The sequence below is a fragment of the Planctomicrobium stercoris genome (assembly GCF_051465655.1).
Classification (GTDB): domain Bacteria; phylum Planctomycetota; class Planctomycetia; order Planctomycetales; family Planctomycetaceae; genus Planctomicrobium.
Window position 1 is genome coordinate 3574856 of the sequence record NZ_CP195791.1, and the last position, 17521, is coordinate 3592376.

The 17521-nt window shown below is 54.2% G+C and carries 12 protein-coding genes; 7 read left to right on the forward strand and 5 right to left on the reverse strand.

Annotated features, from left to right (window positions below):
* Nucleotides 1-40: 40 nt before the first annotated feature.
* On the reverse strand, nucleotides 41-1006 hold the full coding sequence (locus SH661x_RS14600) for a DUF1559 family PulG-like putative transporter (protein ID WP_437222732.1): 966 nt from the start codon (nucleotides 1004-1006) through the stop codon (nucleotides 41-43).
* A gap of 485 nt (nucleotides 1007-1491) precedes the next feature.
* Here SH661x_RS14600 and SH661x_RS14605 point away from each other — a divergent pair, with 485 nt between their 5' ends.
* On the forward strand, nucleotides 1492-3396 hold the full coding sequence (locus SH661x_RS14605) for a chloride channel protein (protein ID WP_437222735.1): 1905 nt from the start codon (nucleotides 1492-1494) through the stop codon (nucleotides 3394-3396).
* A 578-nt stretch (nucleotides 3397-3974) separates the two neighbouring features.
* Here SH661x_RS14605 and SH661x_RS14610 read toward each other — a convergent pair.
* Nucleotides 3975-4774 (reverse strand): IS5 family transposase gene (locus SH661x_RS14610; RefSeq protein WP_437221910.1). Its coding sequence is split into 2 segments (ribosomal slippage): nucleotides 3975-4435 and nucleotides 4435-4774, totalling 801 coding nucleotides; the frame shifts between segments, so codons are not numbered across the junction.
* Nucleotides 4775-4910: 136 nt separating this feature from the next.
* Between SH661x_RS14610 and SH661x_RS14615 the strand changes: the two genes are divergently transcribed.
* Nucleotides 4911-5831 (forward strand): DUF1559 family PulG-like putative transporter, encoded by a 921-nt coding sequence (locus SH661x_RS14615; RefSeq protein ID WP_437222737.1) that lies wholly within the window; start codon nucleotides 4911-4913, stop codon nucleotides 5829-5831.
* A 106-nt stretch (nucleotides 5832-5937) separates the two neighbouring features.
* On the forward strand, nucleotides 5938-6975 hold the full coding sequence (locus SH661x_RS14620; RefSeq protein ID WP_437221960.1) for an IS630 family transposase: 1038 nt from the start codon (nucleotides 5938-5940) through the stop codon (nucleotides 6973-6975).
* A gap of 145 nt (nucleotides 6976-7120) precedes the next feature.
* On the opposite strand, the gene SH661x_RS14625 is transcribed toward SH661x_RS14620, so the two are convergent.
* Entirely contained in the window at nucleotides 7121-7966 is an 846-nt protein-coding gene (locus SH661x_RS14625) for a hypothetical protein (protein WP_437222739.1), read from the reverse strand.
* A 1064-nt stretch (nucleotides 7967-9030) separates the two neighbouring features.
* Complete coding sequence (locus SH661x_RS14630; RefSeq protein WP_437222741.1) at nucleotides 9031-10980, reverse strand: recombinase family protein; 1950 nt, start codon at nucleotides 10978-10980, stop codon at nucleotides 9031-9033.
* Nucleotides 10981-11633: 653 nt separating this feature from the next.
* On the opposite strand from SH661x_RS14630, the gene SH661x_RS14635 reads away from it, so the two are divergent.
* A complete protein-coding gene (locus SH661x_RS14635; RefSeq protein WP_437222744.1) occupies nucleotides 11634-13070 on the forward strand; it encodes a transposase in 1437 nt (478 codons plus the stop codon).
* Nucleotides 13071-13149: 79 nt separating this feature from the next.
* Nucleotides 13150-14298, forward strand: a complete 1149-nt coding sequence (locus SH661x_RS14640) for an IS5 family transposase (RefSeq protein WP_437222747.1) — start codon at nucleotides 13150-13152, stop codon at nucleotides 14296-14298.
* A gap of 152 nt (nucleotides 14299-14450) precedes the next feature.
* On the opposite strand, the gene SH661x_RS14645 is transcribed toward SH661x_RS14640, so the two are convergent.
* On the reverse strand, nucleotides 14451-15374 hold the full coding sequence (locus SH661x_RS14645; RefSeq protein WP_437222750.1) for a helix-turn-helix transcriptional regulator: 924 nt from the start codon (nucleotides 15372-15374) through the stop codon (nucleotides 14451-14453).
* A 451-nt stretch (nucleotides 15375-15825) separates the two neighbouring features.
* Here SH661x_RS14645 and SH661x_RS14650 point away from each other — a divergent pair, with 451 nt between their 5' ends.
* Both SH661x_RS14650 and SH661x_RS14655 read left to right on the forward strand, forming a co-directional pair.
* Nucleotides 15826-16950 (forward strand): DUF1559 family PulG-like putative transporter, encoded by a 1125-nt coding sequence (locus SH661x_RS14650; RefSeq protein ID WP_437222752.1) that lies wholly within the window; start codon nucleotides 15826-15828, stop codon nucleotides 16948-16950.
* A 41-nt stretch (nucleotides 16951-16991) separates the two neighbouring features.
* Nucleotides 16992-17444: an Ig-like domain-containing protein gene (locus SH661x_RS14655; RefSeq protein ID WP_437222754.1), complete on the forward strand. Its 453-nt coding sequence runs from the start codon at nucleotides 16992-16994 to the stop codon at nucleotides 17442-17444.
* The last annotated feature ends 77 nt before the right edge of the window (nucleotides 17445-17521 follow it).

The window sequence follows — 17521 nt, forward strand, 5'->3', positions numbered from 1 at the left end:
CTTCCAAAACTGACCACACTCCCGCCAGATTCAAACAACCTCACCCACAAAATTCCGGGAAGACCCTACTGCGAACGGCCCCATCTGCCAGCAGCGAGTTCACCATGCCGGTATGCAGGCTGCGACTTGTGATCGCGGCCCAAGTGCTGCCGGTCGGGCCTTCCGCGCCAGAGACATAGTCTATGTCGGTGTATGTTGCACCTGATGTATCGGTGCAGCTGCCGCCACACAGAACTTGGGTATTCGGGGCCAGCGCTGTCGTAAAACTGTAATGAGGTGAACGTCCCTCAACCCATTCGGAGTGACCGGAGGCACGGATCGTGGTGGAAGGCCCGATCAAGCTGGAGACTTGAGCAACATTTGGAGTCGCTCCTTGGGGGTCTGTTGTCGGTGCCGCGGCTGGTCGATGATATGGCTGTCGAGCGCGGACTTCGGACATCATGAGTGTATTGCTCAGTCCGTCCGTGAAGTCACGGGGTGAGAGTCGCGAATTCTGCCCGAAAGCGCCGGAACCAATTTTTTTGGAGGTCGCATCCCAGACCAGCCATTCACCGGCGTTCCCAGCATAACAGATTGGCCAGTGCTTGACGGACCCGTCAGTATCCAGAGACGGCACGATCTGCGTCTCACTCGGGCAATGGAAGATCGGAATCTTGACACCTGAGACTTTGACTCCTGCTGCATTCGCCGGTTGTGAGCCGTAGGGATAGTCATAGTTGATGAGGTTGGCGAGGTTCGCTCCTTCTATGAATGGCAGCAGCCGAGCTTGCGGAGAATAGGCACCGCCACTCGCCAGCGTAATTCCCCCCATTGGGAGAACCGTATAGGCGTCCAGATAGTTATGCAGAGCAAGACCTAACTGTTTCAGGTTGTTTTTACACTGTGCCCGACGGGCCGCTTCGCGTGCCTGTTGCACCGCAGGCAGGAGCAACGCAATGAGGACCGCAACAATCGCGATGACAACAAGGAGTTCGATCAGCGTAAAGCCAGAACGTCGACGAGTCATTTCAATGGCCACTTTCGAAGAGATTTGAAGAGCGTGGACTGAGAATCTGGGGTGTCGATCCCATGAGGGAGGCACGGCGTGAACATCGAGCGTTGCTAAGGTGGGCGGAACAGGTCATCGAGTTGATCGCTGCGACACTTTCTTAAGACTGAAACTCAATCTCAGGTTTCACGCAAAGGTTAACCGCTATTCGTCATGTCACAATCAACGGACTCCTTCCATTGCCAATAAGTCATTTAATTGTTAGTTGACTGTTATGCTTATGTAATCTCACGTTTAGATTCACGTTAACTTGGTCAGCCCTTCGGTTCAGATGATGTGACTGAAACGAAGCTCAGCAAATTCCGAGGGTGGGCGCAATGGCATCTTTTTTCGATCTCAACAGTTGACCCGAGGGGCATCCTTGCAGCGTGAGTCGAAGCTTCAGTAAGTTGCGAAGTCTGCTTTCGCGAACGTGAAGAAACTGAGGGGTGCATTCAGAGATTATGACGAATCAGCAACCGGCCAAATCGGCGACGATCGATGGGTTAACCGTCTCGCCCGCACTGGATCTTGTCACGAATGCAGCACAGGTCCCCGCGCAGCATGCTCTCATCGATGGGCGTGTTCTATTGCTTTGTGTCCTCGCGGTAGGTCTGGGGGCAGTCGCAGCATTTGTCTCTCAATTCCTTGTCGGGCTGATCGACGCTATTACGAACCTAGCCTATTTTGGTGAATTTTCATTGGAAATGCGGGCTCCCGCAGAAGCGATCCCGCGACTGGGACTGTGGTCAATTCCGATTCCGGTAGTGGGTGCTCTCATCATTGGCGTGATGGCAAGATTTGGTTCAAAAGCAATTCGAGGTCATGGCATTCCTGAGGCGATGGAGCAGGTGCTTACCAATGACAGCCGAATTCCCGCCAGAGTCATCCTGCTCAAACCGCTGTCATCCGCGATTTCGATCGGTACTGGTGGACCTTTTGGAGCGGAGGGGCCCATCATTGCAACAGGCGGAGCATTGGGGTCGGCCCTGGGACAGCTGATTCATACAACTTCAGCCGAAAGAAAAACGTTGCTGGCCTGCGGTGCTGCTGCGGGGATGGCGGCAACTTTCGGCAGTCCTGTTTCGGCAGTGCTGCTGGCTGTCGAATTGCTGCTGTTTGAATATCGTCCCCGCTCGATCATTCCAGTGGCGCTGGCCGCCTCTGCTGCCACTGGAATTCGCATGATGATTGAAGGCATGGAACCTGTCTTTGCCATGACTGACCTCCAGCAGCCTCCGGGAACAGCCTTGGCTGCATATGTTGGCCTGGGCGCTGTCATGGGACTGGTCTCAGTCATTGTCACGAAAGCGGTCTACTCAATTGAAGACACCTTTGAAAAGCTACCGATTCACTGGATGTGGTGGCCAGCCATTGGAGCCATCGCAGTGGGAGTCGTCGGGTACTTTGCACCGAATACTCTGGGGGTGGGTTATTACAATATCAGCAATATCCTTTCGAACAATCTGACAGTGTCGGCGGTCCTCTTTCTCTGTCTCATGAAGTTTTTGTCCTGGTCCATTTCACTTGGCAGCGGAACTTCAGGAGGAACACTGGCACCGCTGTTCACAATTGGTGGAGGGATTGGCTTCGTTCTTGGAACTTGGCTTTCCGACTATGTCCCCTGGCTGGGAGTGGATCCACGAATCGCCGCGCTGGTGGGAATGGCGTCCATTTTTTCAGGTGCCTCTCGCGCAATGCTGGCTTCTGCCGTATTCGCTTTCGAAACGACATTGCAGCCCTTCGGTCTGCTTCCCCTGCTGGGAAGTTGTGCGACGGCGTATCTCGTTTCTGCCTTGTCGATGCGAACATCGATCATGACCGAAAAAATCTCGCGTCGAGGCGTACGCACTCCAGAGGAATACAAAGCCGACGTTTTGGATCAGGTCAATGTCCGTGAGATCGCTTCAACCCATCCCGTCACAGTCCATGCAGATGATACTGTTGAGCAAGTTCGCGTATGGATGGCATCCGGGGCTCCGAAAAGTTCACATCACGGATTTCCGGTGATCACATCCAGCGGGGTGTTAATCGGCGTTGTCACTCGCCAAATGTTGACGGACGCGACTCTTGAAGGAGGGGCGAAAATTTCAGAAATTGTCAGGCAGCCGGTACGCTTTGTCTATGAGGACAGCTCCGTGAGGCAGGCGGCAAATCATATGGTCAGACACGGAATCGGTCGCCTCCCCGTCGTCAGCCGTCAGGCTCCACACCTAGTTCTCGGGATTGTGACCCGAAGCGATATTCTTTCCGTATTTCAGCGAAACGTGGAAGAGTTTGAACTCCAACCACCGACCATCAAACCTTTCTCGTTCAGCTCAGGGAGTCGACAAAAGACAAAGAACTCCTCCGATGCATCTCCTCGGTAGGAGCACTTTCAATAGTGACGATGGGATGTGTTCCATTCCATTGATGCGAATTTTCTGGAGAATTTGGCGGGGATTCGTTCAAACGGAGTCGGTAAATTGAAGACGACATAATTGTCATGATTGCCTTAGCAGCCGTCCCCAATGCATTTCCAAGCTTGAACAGCCCCTGCGGTTCGGTAATCCTGCATCATTCGGATCAGCCATTTATTGAGCTCGTAGACCTCGACGACGGCAATGAACTGTTCTTTGCTCTGAGTACAACGCGGCATGAGCAAATCAGAGAACTCCAGAACGCTCTCCGGCTACGTGGACACCTGACGAGCCAGCAGCACATCACCACTCTGATCGCGCGATGAAACAGTCAATTGTCAGGCATGTTAATCGATTCCAAGAAAGAGCATGCTGCGGTTTTCCTCTGATAAAAGGGCCTGACGACCCCCATGCAGGGAAATTCTATCCAGCTTGGCAATTGTTCTTTCATCGATTTCAACTGACGAACGCGAATTCGAATTTTTCTCAAAACACCGTGTCCGGTTTCCACGGTTCGTCTCCACTTACTAAGGGCGTCCGGACAAAACCTATTCAGCGATGAGATATCTCCAGGTGATGAGTGAGTTGGCGATGTCATGGAACGCTTGGTGCACTTCCTCCAGCCTGTCCCAGCGAATCCGCAACCTGCGGAATTGTTTGAGCCAGCTGATGGTCCGTTCAATCGGCCAGCGGGTCGCACCCAGAGACGAGTCCTGCCGCTGACCTCGTTTGGGAATGAAGGTCTCAATGCCAGCCAGTCCCAGCAGGTCCCGAGTTGCCTGGCAGTCGTAGCCTTTGTCGGCGGTCACACTCCGTGGGCAATCCAGGGGGCGTCCCCGCTTGCCACCAATCTTCGGGTACCTCAGAAACACCAGTGGCAGAAGTTGTTTCAGATCATGAACATTGGCGGCCGTCAGGATGTTCGCCAGCGGAATCCCATTGTGAGTGGTCATCAGGTGAGACTTGCTGCCGCAGCGACCACGATCCGTCGGATTCGGTCCGGTTTTTGTCCTCCCAACGGGGCCTTGATCAATCCGGCATCGACGAGCACGTCCGCCAGTTCCAGACGCCCGGCTGCGTTCAGCACGGTGAGGAGGTGGCGATGAATGTCCTGAAAGACTCCCAGGTCGATCCACAGCTTGAGACGTCGATAGCAGGTCTTGTAGGAACACCCCAGTTCCAAGGGCAGGTCCTCCCAGGCGATGCCGGTCTTGAGCACGAACAGAATGCAGGTGAAGACGGTCCTGTTCTCCGCTGGCGGTCGGCCGCCTTTGACAGAGAACTCGTAAGTCGGAAAGAACGGCTCGATCTCGTCCCACAAGTCATCACTCAGCAATCGGGTGGCCATATCAGTTCCTCCGTGAACGGGAAAAACCAGACCTTCCCAAAATTTTCAAACCATGCCAACATTAGTTTTGTCCGGAACCTCTAAGTAAATTGAAGGCGATCAATCGATATTTGTTCAATCCTGAAGGAGGTGGTCAATGCGGAATGTGATTTTATCCGGCCGTCGGGGATTTACTCTCATTGAGTTGCTGGTTGTGATTGCAATTATCGGAATACTTGTCTCTTTGCTGTTGCCCGCGGTCCAGCAGGCTCGTGAAGCAGCGCGCCGGTCCCAGTGCAAAAACAACCTGAAGCAGCTTGGACTGGCGATGCACAACTATCACGACGCCCATCAGGTATTTCCTTATTCAACGATCAATCGAGTCGATAGAGAAGCGATCGGCGGAACCGTTAACACGCGGCAAACGTGGTTTCACCTGATTCTGCCTTATCTGGATCAGGCAAACAAATATCAGCAAATTACAACGTACTTTAACAACGGACGGGTCAGTTATCTTACGGTGCCAAATGCAATTAAAGAGACCGCCGTGCCTGGATTCTGGTGCCCCAGCGATCCCACAGCTCCCAAAATTCATACAACAAGTGATCGGCAGGGATTTGCCGGAAATTATCTACTTTGTAGCGGTTCGACCGCGATGGGAGCAACGGGAACGTATCCGCAACTCAACGGAATGTTCTATCATATTTCCCGAACGCGAGCCCGGGATGTCTCCGACGGTTTGTCCCAAACCATTATGGCCAGTGAGATGGTTCAAGTTGGTGACCAGACAGTGGAATCTGGATCAGGCAATGTTTCCTGCGGTATTTCTGATGGACGGGCAAGATACTGGAACGGATTTTACGGAGGCGGAATCTTCACCACAATTCGTCCGCCAAATACGCCTGTTGGCGATGTGGCTTATCGATGTCGAGGCACGGCCTATGCCCCTTGCCGTCAATGTGCCGGGACAACAATTGAGGCGGAAACACATGCACGCAGTATGCACATCGGAATCGCAAACATGTTGATCGCCGACGGAAGTGTGGCATCAATCTCCAACAGTATCGATACTAAATAGCTCCACATCGTTTCCGGAGCGTCGTTTTCGATTGGTGTAGGAACAAAAACAGGCTTGGTCTACGTTGGGGAGGTGTACCACCACTTCCCTTTCGAGGAGTCAAGCCATGGATGGCAGTATCCAGCTCACAGCTCAGGAACGCAAGATGCTTTTGCAGGCCTATCGCTCTGGAGCCGATCTCTCCACTTCTCGACGGGCTCATATTGTTCTGCTCCGGGCCCAAGGCCTGACCTGGCAGCAGATCAAAACCGTGCTGTTTTGCAGCTTCGACCTGATTTCGACCACGTTGAAATTGTTCACGCAAGGGGGAGTCGCTGCTGTTCTGCAAAAACCGTCTCCGCAGCGTTCCTTTCCAGTCTGGATGACACAGGTCCTGCGGTGGGTCACTCAGTCCACTCCCCGGGATTTTGGATATTTCCGCTCCCGCTGGTCCTGTGAAACGCTCGCTCACCTGCTGGCGTTTGAAACCGGCCTGCGATTGAGCGGAGAAACGATCCGCCGGGGACTGCATCGGCTGGGCTTGGTCTGGCGTCGCCCCCGTCCAGTGGTCGGCCCGGTTGATCCCCAGCACGCTGAGAAATTTCAGGCAATCCAACATCTTCTGAAGAATCTTTCCCACAACGAAGTCGCCGTCTTTCAGGATGAAGTGGACCTGAATTTGAACCCCAAGATTGGCAGCATGTGGATGAAGAAAGGTCAGCAGGCCGAGGTGGTCACGCCGGGGAACAATCAGAAGTGCCATGTGGCAGGCTCGCTGATCTGGGGGACGGGAACACTGCTGGTGAGTCGTCCCTGCTGGCGACGAAACACGGTCCAGTTCCTGGCCCATCTGGACGACCTGCGTTTCCGACTCAGGAGCTTCCGGAAGATCCATGTCATCTGTGACAACGCCAAATTTCATGACTCGAAAGCGGTGAAAGCCTATCTGCAGAAATGGAGTCACCGGATCGAAGTCCATTTTCTTCCCAAGTATGCTCCGCAGTCGAATCCCATTGAACGAGTCTGGTGGCACCTGCACGAGACGATCACGAGAAACCACCGCTGCCAGACCTTGGAAGAACTGATTGACCAGGCGTACGAATGGTTCGAGGTGAATAATAATCACTACCTCGACATGCGACACTCCTTCGCCAAAGCCGCTTAAAACTCACTCCGAGGACGTGGAGGTCCTATTTAGCGATTCCATGATGCTACATCTCTCGTAAAGAATTTTTCAGCTTGGACGGTATCTCGGATCGCCAAAATTCGTCTCGAGAACAGATCCTCTCTTTGACGGAATCTGCCAATAATCAATCTTGCTTTGCTTTAGTCATTCCGAGTTCATTGCGGATTCTTTCCCAATCCTCTGTTAACTTCGGATTGATTTTGTGAAATATTTCCGACGAAAGAAGTGTGCCCGCAGATGCCTTTGCACTTTCGTATGCAGCAAATGTGTCCAGGATTGTTGCTTTGTCTTCGTTGGACCTTATACGCACTCCCCCTCGGAAGAGATCGTAAAGCCTTTCATAAACTTTTGCACAGCGAGCTCGAAAAACCTCCAATGTTAGCCATGACTCCAGCACCTCTGCAGAAAACACGACTTGTGTGATCCACGAAAGGATTTCAAAGCTGCAAAATCGATTTGCCCAAAGAGCCAACCACGTAATTGCACAAACCCCCGCTTTCAGCCGCTCGCAGAAAAGCATTTTTCGTGCAACTGCCTCACTAAAGAGAGCGTTCTCCATCGTATTAGCCCCCATCCGTACGATGCCGGCTGAGAATTCATTGTTGTAATACGCAACCGTTTGGTCCTCAGACAGCTTTGACTCAAACGAGTTTCCCAAGAACTGCTTACACCGAGCCCTTTCCGCATACGGTATCAGAACCAACCGCTGCACCGTTCCGAGTCCGAAATAGGTAATGCCGAGAACAAGGAATGCCGTGTGCATCGTCGCGATTATCGGATAGTTTGAATCGTCCGCGTAAGGCAGCGCAAATGAAAGAAAGACAACCAATAGGTAGATTATTCCACTGGCCGTTGCTGCTCGTTCGGCAGGTTTATAGCGTTGTGACACATCGTCTCGCCGCTGAGGCTGTTCGTCTAGCATATCGATGACACCTTTTTGATTTTCCCAGAATGGGCCAGTATTGCTCATGATTCCTCGCACACCTTGGACTCAGTCTCTCAAAAAATTGCCTGACAGTAAAATCACGGGTGCCAAAACACTTGAGCAATTGCGTCCATGCATCTGTTGCGAGAGGGATTCACGCCGCCTTCGTATCGGTCCATTGAGATGAATGAATCCCCCTGATGTCAGAGAGAATTCAAGCATGCAAATGTAGCCGCAAGGGACTGCTCCAACTAAAACACCTATCGCAAACTACCGGTTCCAAGAGATCGCAGCACTGGAACTGGATTGCGGAGAACTAGCAGCCTGTTGAAGTTGGCGTGATTTTGAGATTTCTGGGTGTGAGTGGTCGCTGTGAGGTGGACTTGCGGTCGATGTCTCGGAATGTCTTCGAAAGTCTTGTTCTTGCCTTCAGTGAGCGCAGGCAGCTTCTCAGGGTGGTCCAGAGCAGCGCACAGATTCCCTAGAGTGCCACTAGCGCCCAGATTCCTCCTTGCAGGTGTCTGGGTTTGCCGATTCCGAATGCTTTGAGCATGAGGGAGCCCAGGTTCCTGGCAGCGGCCACGATCAGGTAACGCTTTTTGATCTTGTTGAGACCTCGCAGCCACGTCCTTTAAGCTCCGCCGGTCTCGCAAATGTGGGCGAAGCTGCGTCCACTGTCTCGCTCCGCAGCCCAACGCAGCATTTCCGTTCGTGGAGCCGACTGACTTCATGTCTTACCATGCGAAAGTGGCAGCTATCTGGAAATGCTAAAAAAATGACCCATTGCGGGCTGCCAGGAGGCAGCCCGCAAACACATGCAAGGAATCAACGTTTTTTGATGACTGCCTTACGTCGGTCCTGTCCGCGCAGCGGATTTTCCGGGTTCTGTTGTTGGCGCCTGGCGATTTCGACGGCGACTGCGACCAGGAGAGGATGAAGTGGACTTTCCTTCGGGGTTGGGGCTGGTTGCTGTAGAGATTGGATGCGAGTCAAATATTTTCGTGGGATCATAAGGGTTCCCTAAGAGCCTAAAAACGAAAACGCCTCCAGAGAATGTTCTCGGAGGCGTCGTTGAACGGTAATTCGATCAATTCATCAATTATGAAAAATTAGAGTCCCGGTGGCTGATATCCTTCCCGCCGCTCAAAGCGGTATCGGGGATTGCGGGACCGTTTCAACTTTCGACTCTCGGATTCTGCAGGCGGTTCCGTAACGAGCTCAAAAGGACTCGTCAGTCCTCGTTCTCGCATCAAGCGATCCAGAAGGAGAGCCCTCTGAACTGTCGCCTGGTGAGTATTCAAAGAGGCGGCCACCTCCCGTTGTTTTTCTTTCGCCCCACAGCGCCGGACCGCCACCTCCCGAATGTCGACGCGTGTGATCGGCGCGAAGAGATCCAGCGTCAGTTCCCGTGTGAGAAACTCCTGGACCATCGGAGTTCGACCCATGTCGGAAACAATTCCGCCCAACGAAAGTTTGATTTTCGCACGCGGATAGAAACCACCCCCATCAATCAGGCGGACCATGTAGACGTGGAATTCCGTGACGACCTGACGCAGCAAATCCCCGAAATCGAGGGAATCTGTGGCCAAATCACGTGCGGCCTCCTCAAACTGCTTCCGGAGTTCCGCGCCGGTCGCAGGAATCAGGGGCCGCTGGCACGACCGGGCCTGCAACCGGCTTCGGCGATTCGCAAGTACCTGCTCTTGTTGCTTCAGACGGTTCAGTTCTTCCGCCAGCAGACCGTGAGGGCCACACTGCCGGATGGCTGCCATGATATTGTCGGTTTCCTGCTGCAACTGGGCTTCTTGAACCCGCAGACATTCCCAGTCCGCCGGATCATCAGCGAAACTGGTGAGGGCAGCTTGGACCAGTTCCCGGAACTGGTCTTCGAAGCCATCCAGCTGAACCAATTCGGCCGTGATGGCAGCCATCACCTTTTCAGCGGCCAAGCCGCCATCAAAACCAAATGAATTCCAGCACTGGTAATGACGTGACCCGTCGCACATCAGATTTTTCGCGACGCCGTTCCCTCCCCAGACCATTTGCCGTCCGCAATACAAGCAGGTGGCACATTTGCCGGGAAAGCGAGACCGTTTGCCTCCGGTTCGGATCATCACATTTGTTGCCGGATCAGGATGCCGCCCACAGTGCTCGGTTTTCTTCTGCATGCTCGTCAAGACCGCATCCAGTTGCGTCGCATCAACAAAGTGGGCGAGATGGGGTTCGGACCGGCAGGTTGGGCCATCCGGATTTTTGACGGAGATCCGGCGACCTGTCTTATGATGTTTGATGGAATGGCGGGCTCCCCGCTGCGGCTGCCCCTTCAGTATCGGATTATGGTAAAGACGGCGTACCATCGCTCCATCCCAGACCTTGTTCTGACAATAAGGTCCAGTGGGGACGCCCTGATTGTTGAAGTAATCTGCGACTGAAGTCCAGCACCGTGATCGCTCCAGGATCTTCAGACCTTCCTCAAGAATGGGAGTGGCGGTCTCGAGCTTGGTCCATTCACTGAAATGCTTGGCTCCTTCAGGTTTGTTGTATCCGAAGATCGGGAGAGGTGTCGCACCTCCATTTCGTTTGAACCGATTCATCTGCTTATGTTTGATGCGACGGGAAGTGTGCGCGCAATGGCTGACATGGTCTTTGCAGGCAGAGATCAAATCCTCTTCCCAAGTCGGCTCTGACGTATCGCATCCATCATTGGGCGCGACGCATCGAATCCCGTTGTCGACTGCGATCCCCCAAAGCTCGACTGCTGCAGTCCCTCGGACCAGGCGACCGACGTCTTCCATAAACATGAGATCATCCAGGCGGTCTTCGAGTCGCTTTTCGACTTCCCGGAGTTCCGGGCGATCCAATCGCTCTCCTTTTCCCGTGGTTGAGATGACAAAAAACTCACAAGGACCGTCGTATAGTTCAGCAATCTCCTGCTTGGCATGATCGACTTGATCATCCAGGCTGATCTCTTTCTGGTTCTGGCAACCGCTGATTCGAGCGACGATCACCACACGCAGGACGGAGCCATTGCGAGGTGTAACAGGGACTTTCCGGGCCATGGGGATCTCCACCAGGAGACACGCCCCACTTCAGACTGATTGTCACAGTGTGCCAATCAGCCTGACAACCGCTGAGAAACCGTGACCACCATTGACTCAGGTTGACTATCCGTAAATCCCGGCCTCAATGGACACTTGCGTCTCAAGTTCCGTGTCGGCTGGGCTTTACGAAAACCCTCGCGGAGTATCCCCCTCTCTCCGCTCAGTTTGTAAGTAGAGATCTGGCAGAGGTTTGAAACCTCCGCGAAAGTGATCGACGCGCCAGCATGTCAGATACTGGCGCGGTGGTCTGGTTGCTGCAGTTTCCGCCGTGAGCGGATTGGTTCGGGTTAGCCGCAAGGCCCCGGCGATTTTGCAGAAGACGCGTAGGTCAGCCGGCGCGCTTCACCGCAATGAGCGGTTCTTTCCAACGAGTTTCCCCGGGAAGTTTCATCGCACCGCAGGCATCGGCCGTTCCTGCGGTTCACCTCGTTTTCACCGGTGGACATATTTCTTTCTTCGGCCGTGAAATCCTTCAGGCGGGAGTGTTTTCACGTAACACATCCACGCTTCGAGAAGAACGCCTTAGCAGCCCGTTGAATTTCCTTTCTTCGCTTGACAGGTCTGGTAGATTGCCGGTGGTTCGGATTTCAGGCATTCAGGGAGGGTGACCGATGGCGTTGGGGAAGCGGGAGGAGTCGCAGCAGCAGGAGTTCTGGACTCCGACAGCGAATCTCTCCAAAGGGCCGGGGCATGTCTTTTATGACAAGCTCAATCTGGTGCTGGCCAAGGCGGGATTCGACAAGGTTCTCGAGGACCTCTGCTCCCCGTATGATGCCAGCACAGGTCGCATGTCGATCCCTCCGGGCGTCTATTTCCGCATGCTGCTGGTCGGGTACTTTGAAGGGATCGACTCCCAAAGTGGCATCGCCTGGCGCTGCGAAGATTCTCTCTCGCTGCGAAGGTTCCTGGGCATTCCGCTGGGGAAAGAGACCCCGGATCACAGCAGCCTGACCCGCATTCGGGATCGGTTGCCGCTGGAGATTCACCAGCAGGTGTTCCAGCTGGTGCTCAGCATCATCGATGAGCATGGACTTCTCAAGCTGAAATCAACCGGTGTCGACTCCACGTTGCTGGAGGCCAACGCCGCCATGAAGACGATCGTCCGTAAGGACTCGGGTGAAGACTGGAAGGAGTTCCTCAAACGCCTGATGCAGGAGGAAGGGCTGATCGAAGAAGATGATGATCCCAGCGACGACGACCTGCGCAAGTTCGACAAAACCCGTCATCAGCAGGGGAAGAAGAAGGTCTCCAATGCCGACTGGGAATCGTCGTCAGACCCCGATTCCCGCATCGTGAAAATGAAAGATGGCCGCACTCATCTGGGCTATAAGGCTGAGCATGTGATCGACCTGGAGAACGAGTTCATCCTCTCCGCCACGGTGTGTCATGGAACGGACAGTGATGCCAGCACGCTCATCGAAAGTGTGGTGAATGCCCAGCAGAACGTGATTCTCGCTGGCAGTCCGGAAGAGATTGAAGAGGTCGCTGCCGACAAGGGGTATCACAAGAACGAGACGATCACGCAGGCCACGCAGCTGGGACTGCGAACGTACATCCCGGAGCCGAACTCACAACATCATCGCACGTGGACCGACAAGCCGGAGGAGGTCCAACAGGCAGTGCTCAACAACCGCCAGCGCATGAGTCGATCCAAGGGAAAGGACCTGCAGCGTCAACGCAGCGAGAAGGTCGAACGCAGCTTCGCCCATGTGTGTGAAACCGGCGGAGCGAGGCGAACGTGGCTGCGAGGATTGGAGAAGATCAACAAGCGTTACCTGATCGTGACAGCAGCAAGAAACCTGGGCCTGCTCATGCTCAAAGCGTTCGGAATTGGCAAACCCAGAGGTCTGCAAGGCGGAATCCGGGCCATTCTGGCACTCTGGGGAACCTGCACGCTGCTCTGGGCCGCTCTGAGAAGCTGCCTGCGATCGCTCCAGGCAAGGACAGCTCATCCGATGGCGTTCCGAGACATCAACTGGCAATTGACCCCACAGCGACCACGTACACCCCGGAAACTCCAAATCATGCCAACTTCAACGGGCTGCTAGCAGGTTGCTGCAAAAGTCTGATTGTGAATTATGGAAAGTGCGCTAAACTCCTCGTTCCCAGTGAATGAGGAGTTTTTTCATGCGTGGTCGTCCGGGTGATCAGGATCTTTTGTTTTATACGATCAATGTCGAATCCCGAATTCGCCACGATCACCCGCTCCGCAGCCTGAAGCGGACGATTGATGCCATTCTCACTGAGATGAGTCCCCTCTTTGCTTCCGCCTACAGTCAGACAGGTCGCCCCAGCGTTCCACCTGAGCGAGTCTTGAAGGCCTTGCTGCTGCTGGCGCTGTATTCGATTCGCAGTGAGAGGCAACTGGTCGAGCGGATTGATACGGATCTGCTGTTTCGCTGGTTTCTGGACATGTCGCCGGAAGATCAGGTCTTTGATGCCACGGTATTCACTCACAACCGTCCCCGGCTGGACGAACATGGCCTGACGGCTGCCTTTTTCGATGCCGTGCTGGTCAAAGCACTGCAGGCAGGTCTGTGCAGCGACGAGCATTTCAGCGTGGATGGATCGCTGATCGAGAGTTATGCATCAATCAAAAGCTTTCGGCCCAAGGAGGAGAAAGATCAGCAGGATGACGATTCCAATTCGTTCAAGCCTCGCAACTCAGAAGTGGACTTTCATGGGCAGAAAAGAACCAACGAGACACACGTCAGCCGGACAGATCCTGAAGCCAGGCTGTACCGTAAAGGGAGTGGCAAAGAAGCCCGATTGTCGCACATGGGGCACGCTCTGACCGAGAACCGCCATGGTCTGGTGATGGGTGTCATCGCTACGCCAGCCACAGGGAAAGCAGAGTGCGAAGCGGCACTGTCTCTGCTGGATCGTCTCCAGGCACGCCATGCTCGTTCACCGAAAACGCTGGGGACGGACAAGGGATACGACAGCGGCCCGTTTTACTTCGAACTGGAACAGCGCGGTATCGAACCTCACTGTGCCATGATCCGGCAGCCCGCCCCCAATCCACAGCATGTCCGTCCATTCCGGAAGGACGAAGTCGCAGCGAGGAGTCGTATGAGAGGGCGTCTGGAACGTCTGGGGTATCAGCTCAGTCAGCGCTGCCGCAAGAAGGTGGAAGAATACTTTGGCTGGATGAAGACGATTGCGGGCCTGTCCCGCAGTCGTTGGGTCGGACGCTGGAAGCTTCAACAACAACTGGAACTGACCGCAGCGGCCTACAACCTTGTCAGGCTGCGAAAACTGTTGGCGTCCTCATAAAGAACCGGGCCCTTCCGCAGATCAGCGTGCTCGGGAAGAGCAAACAGACCTGCGGAAGGGAGTCGAAATGGCCATGAAACCCTCTGCCAACAACATGGCGACGCACAAAATACAGCTTGCTCGAAGAAAAGCGAGACTTTTGCAGCAACCTGCTAAATTTTGTTGCGAAAAACCTGAGGAGTTATCCCGACCTCTTTCGTGAAGGCCCGCGTGAGATGCGAGTGGCTGGCGAATCCGCACTGTTTGGCGATCTCTGCTAAGGTCAGGCTTTTTCCGTAGTGAGCCATCAACTCCTTGGCACGCTGGATCCTCAATTCGAGCACATGATCATAAACGGTTTTGTTGGTAATCCGCTTGAAGACTTTCACCAGATGCGAGCAACTGACGTGCGTTGCCCCGGCAATTTCCACGAGCGAAAGTTTTGAAGACAGGTTGGCTTCAATGTAATCCAGCGACCTGGAAACGATATTGTTTCCATGTCGCTCATGTGATGCTTTGAGTTGACGTCCTTCATCCTGCAGCAGCAATAAGCGGCCGATCAGACTGATGAACGTTCCTTCCAGGACAATCTTCTCGCCAATGGATTGTTCGCGGGACTGAGACCAGAGTTTCAGCATCAGCGAGGTCAGCTGCGGATCATTCAGAGTCCGGACGGGAGGACGCTTCAGGGCCGCTCCCTCGTTTCCCACAAGCACGTCCAGTTCCTTCTCCGGGAATGCCAGATATTGAAACTGGAACGGACCGGTGCTGTTCCCTCTCATGCGGCATTGGGCATAAGGAGGAACAACGACCGTTGAACCATAGTTACATTGCCTTCGAAACCAGCCCCCGCCGTAGTCAATTTCCCATTGGCGTGACGGGAGGCTCTCCAGACACATGGAGATGTAGTAATAGGGCATCGGCGGTCCCGGAAACGCCTGCAGATAGTGCACTCGGCCGAGCTGCAACGACCGACGGACACTCGAGCGAAATTCCTGCTCTTTGATATTGGGTGCGCCCAGCCGGCTTTGAAAAACGTCCAGATAACTGATCTCACGCTCGTGAGGAGCAGGCGTTTGAGTTTGCAGCGTGTTCATCTTGAAATGCCTTGAGTCTGAATCATCCATAATGACGAGCGACGAGTGCTTCATTTCGCCAGGTGAAAGGCCTGCAGGGTGAGTTGCAGTCACCCTGAATGGGGCATGGCATGACCCCTTCATAGCCCCGCGGGTGGGGCTTTCATCTGCAATGTAGGTTGAACTGTGTGATGTTTCGCATCGGAGAAAATGACATCGTGCAAGTCTGCTTTCCTGAAACAGGACAGTTCGGCGAAAAGTGTTAGTGAAGCGTGATCCGGTCTTTGCATTTCTGAAACCCCTGCGCAAAATGTTGCCGCACAGAAACAATCACGACTGGAATGGTAAATATTCATCAATCGGTCGTCAATATCGACATCATGTTCCGCAAAGTGTGGAACAGACTAGTGTTGCAGCCACTGTGGGATGGGCTGCGAATCGCGAAATCCTTGAAATTCTGGGAGAAGGAAACATGCTGCAGGAGAAAACTGCCCCGAGAGTCTCGCTTCGACAGAGTCGCAAGCAGGCGTTCACTCTCATCGAACTACTGGTCACCATTGCCATCATCGCCGTTCTGATTGCGTTGCTTTTGCCGGCCGTGCAGCAGGCCCGCGAAGCTGCACGGCGATCGCACTGCAAGAACAATCTTAAGCAGCTGGGTTTGGCAGTCCACAACTACCACGACTTATATAGTCGATTCCCGGCGGGGGTCCAGCAGCCGCAATTTCCCGCCAATATCGACCTGAGAGATGCACGATCAGCAGACGTTCCCGGGTCCTGGAACTCGTGGGGATGGGGGTCGGTTCTGCTGCCGTTCATTGAACAAGCCCCCTTATACAACACATTCAATTTCAGTGAACCCTGGACCGCAGCGCAAGGGCAGACTCCGATCTCCACATATCTCTGCCCTTCGGACACCGGTCCGCTTCTGAATCCGTATTTTAGCGATCAGGTTGCCGGCAAGGATGACAGTGCAACTCCCCAGCAGCGACTCGCGAAGTCGAATTACGTTGCCAGCAATGGGGTCGGAAGCCTCACGAACCTGAGAACTCATGCTGTCGTCCTGTATCCAAAAGGGATGATGATGCTCATCAACCAGACGGGTGAGGGGGCGAATCAGGCGGGGATGTCGGGATTGTTCAGCAGTGTCCGGGTGCGAGACGTCAGCGACGGTTTGTCGAACACCTTGTACTTCGTTGAGCGGGCGACGGGGCCGGTCGGACTGTCGTACGCAGGGACGGCGGACGAAGTCGGTGGGGCCATCTGGATTGGGACGCCGAAGCTGGCATGGGGGACGTCTCGAGGGGTTGCAACCACAGCCAATTCCGTTTCCCCGGGACCGCCTCCTGTACTCGTCAACGCTGGTTATTCCCACAACCTGGCACAGCTGCCCGGTGCAACCAATGGTGCGGTCGTCCTGGCTGTGAACGCCATTGGAAGTATTCGCGGAAATCAGGGGACAAGCAGCCTGCATACCGGTGGAGTGAATGTGGCATTGGCGGACGGCTCCGTGCGGTTCCTCAATCAGAACATTTCCTGGCAGGCTCTTTCCAATCTCGCTCGGATTGCCGACGGAGAAATCGTTGGTGAGTGGTAGACCGCCAATCTTGACCACGAAAGGAAATCAGAGGTTTTCGCATGAGTAAGTTGGACCGTTGGAAATTTGATGCAGCTGTCATGTTTGTGGCCATGTGCATTCCGGCTTTCAGTGGATGCAGTAAACCCCCTTTCAAATATGTTCCGGTCTCCGGAACGATCACTCTGGCTGGAAACCCTGTTCCTGGGGTGACCGTGGTCTTTGTTCCGCGGGGGGACGGGACCAGTGCGATCACCGGAGAGCTGTCGTCCGGCCTGACCGACGACAATGGGCGTTTCACCCTGAAGACACCCACTGGACTGAAGGGGGCGAAAGTTGGTCCCCATCAGGTCTCGGTGATTGAAGACGAACCGATCCCGGAGCCCAACCAGCTTTTGCAGACCATCCGCAAACCGGGGCGGATTCCGCGACGGTACGAAAAGGAAGGAGCGCTGTCTTTTGAAGTTCCAGAACGCGGAACCAGTCAAGCCGATTTTGTTTTGGAAAGTAAATAACAAAGACCGGAAGTAAAGATTCGCTTCCGTTCACGCCCATGAGCCCTGAACTCCACTGAACATACAATGCAGGAGAA

What these genes read in the sequence shown, in the direction of transcription:
- SH661x_RS14630 (WP_437222741.1), bottom strand. Translation starts at nt 10,980, where the DNA reads ATGGCCCGGAAAGTCCCTGTTACACCTCGCAATGGCTCCGTCCTGCGT.
- SH661x_RS14655 (WP_437222754.1), top strand. Translation starts at nt 16,992, where the DNA reads ATGAGTAAGTTGGACCGTTGGAAATTTGATGCAGCTGTCATGTTTGTG.
- SH661x_RS14625 (WP_437222739.1), bottom strand. Translation starts at nt 7,966, where the DNA reads ATGAGCAATACTGGCCCATTCTGGGAAAATCAAAAAGGTGTCATCGAT.
- SH661x_RS14620 (WP_437221960.1), top strand. Translation starts at nt 5,938, where the DNA reads ATGGATGGCAGTATCCAGCTCACAGCTCAGGAACGCAAGATGCTTTTG.
- SH661x_RS14605 (WP_437222735.1), top strand. Translation starts at nt 1,492, where the DNA reads ATGACGAATCAGCAACCGGCCAAATCGGCGACGATCGATGGGTTAACC.
- SH661x_RS14650 (WP_437222752.1), top strand. Translation starts at nt 15,826, where the DNA reads ATGCTGCAGGAGAAAACTGCCCCGAGAGTCTCGCTTCGACAGAGTCGC.
- SH661x_RS14600 (WP_437222732.1), bottom strand. Translation starts at nt 1,006, where the DNA reads ATGACTCGTCGACGTTCTGGCTTTACGCTGATCGAACTCCTTGTTGTC.
- SH661x_RS14640 (WP_437222747.1), top strand. Translation starts at nt 13,150, where the DNA reads ATGCGTGGTCGTCCGGGTGATCAGGATCTTTTGTTTTATACGATCAAT.
- SH661x_RS14645 (WP_437222750.1), bottom strand. Translation starts at nt 15,374, where the DNA reads ATGAACACGCTGCAAACTCAAACGCCTGCTCCTCACGAGCGTGAGATC.
- SH661x_RS14635 (WP_437222744.1), top strand. Translation starts at nt 11,634, where the DNA reads ATGGCGTTGGGGAAGCGGGAGGAGTCGCAGCAGCAGGAGTTCTGGACT.
- SH661x_RS14615 (WP_437222737.1), top strand. Translation starts at nt 4,911, where the DNA reads ATGCGGAATGTGATTTTATCCGGCCGTCGGGGATTTACTCTCATTGAG.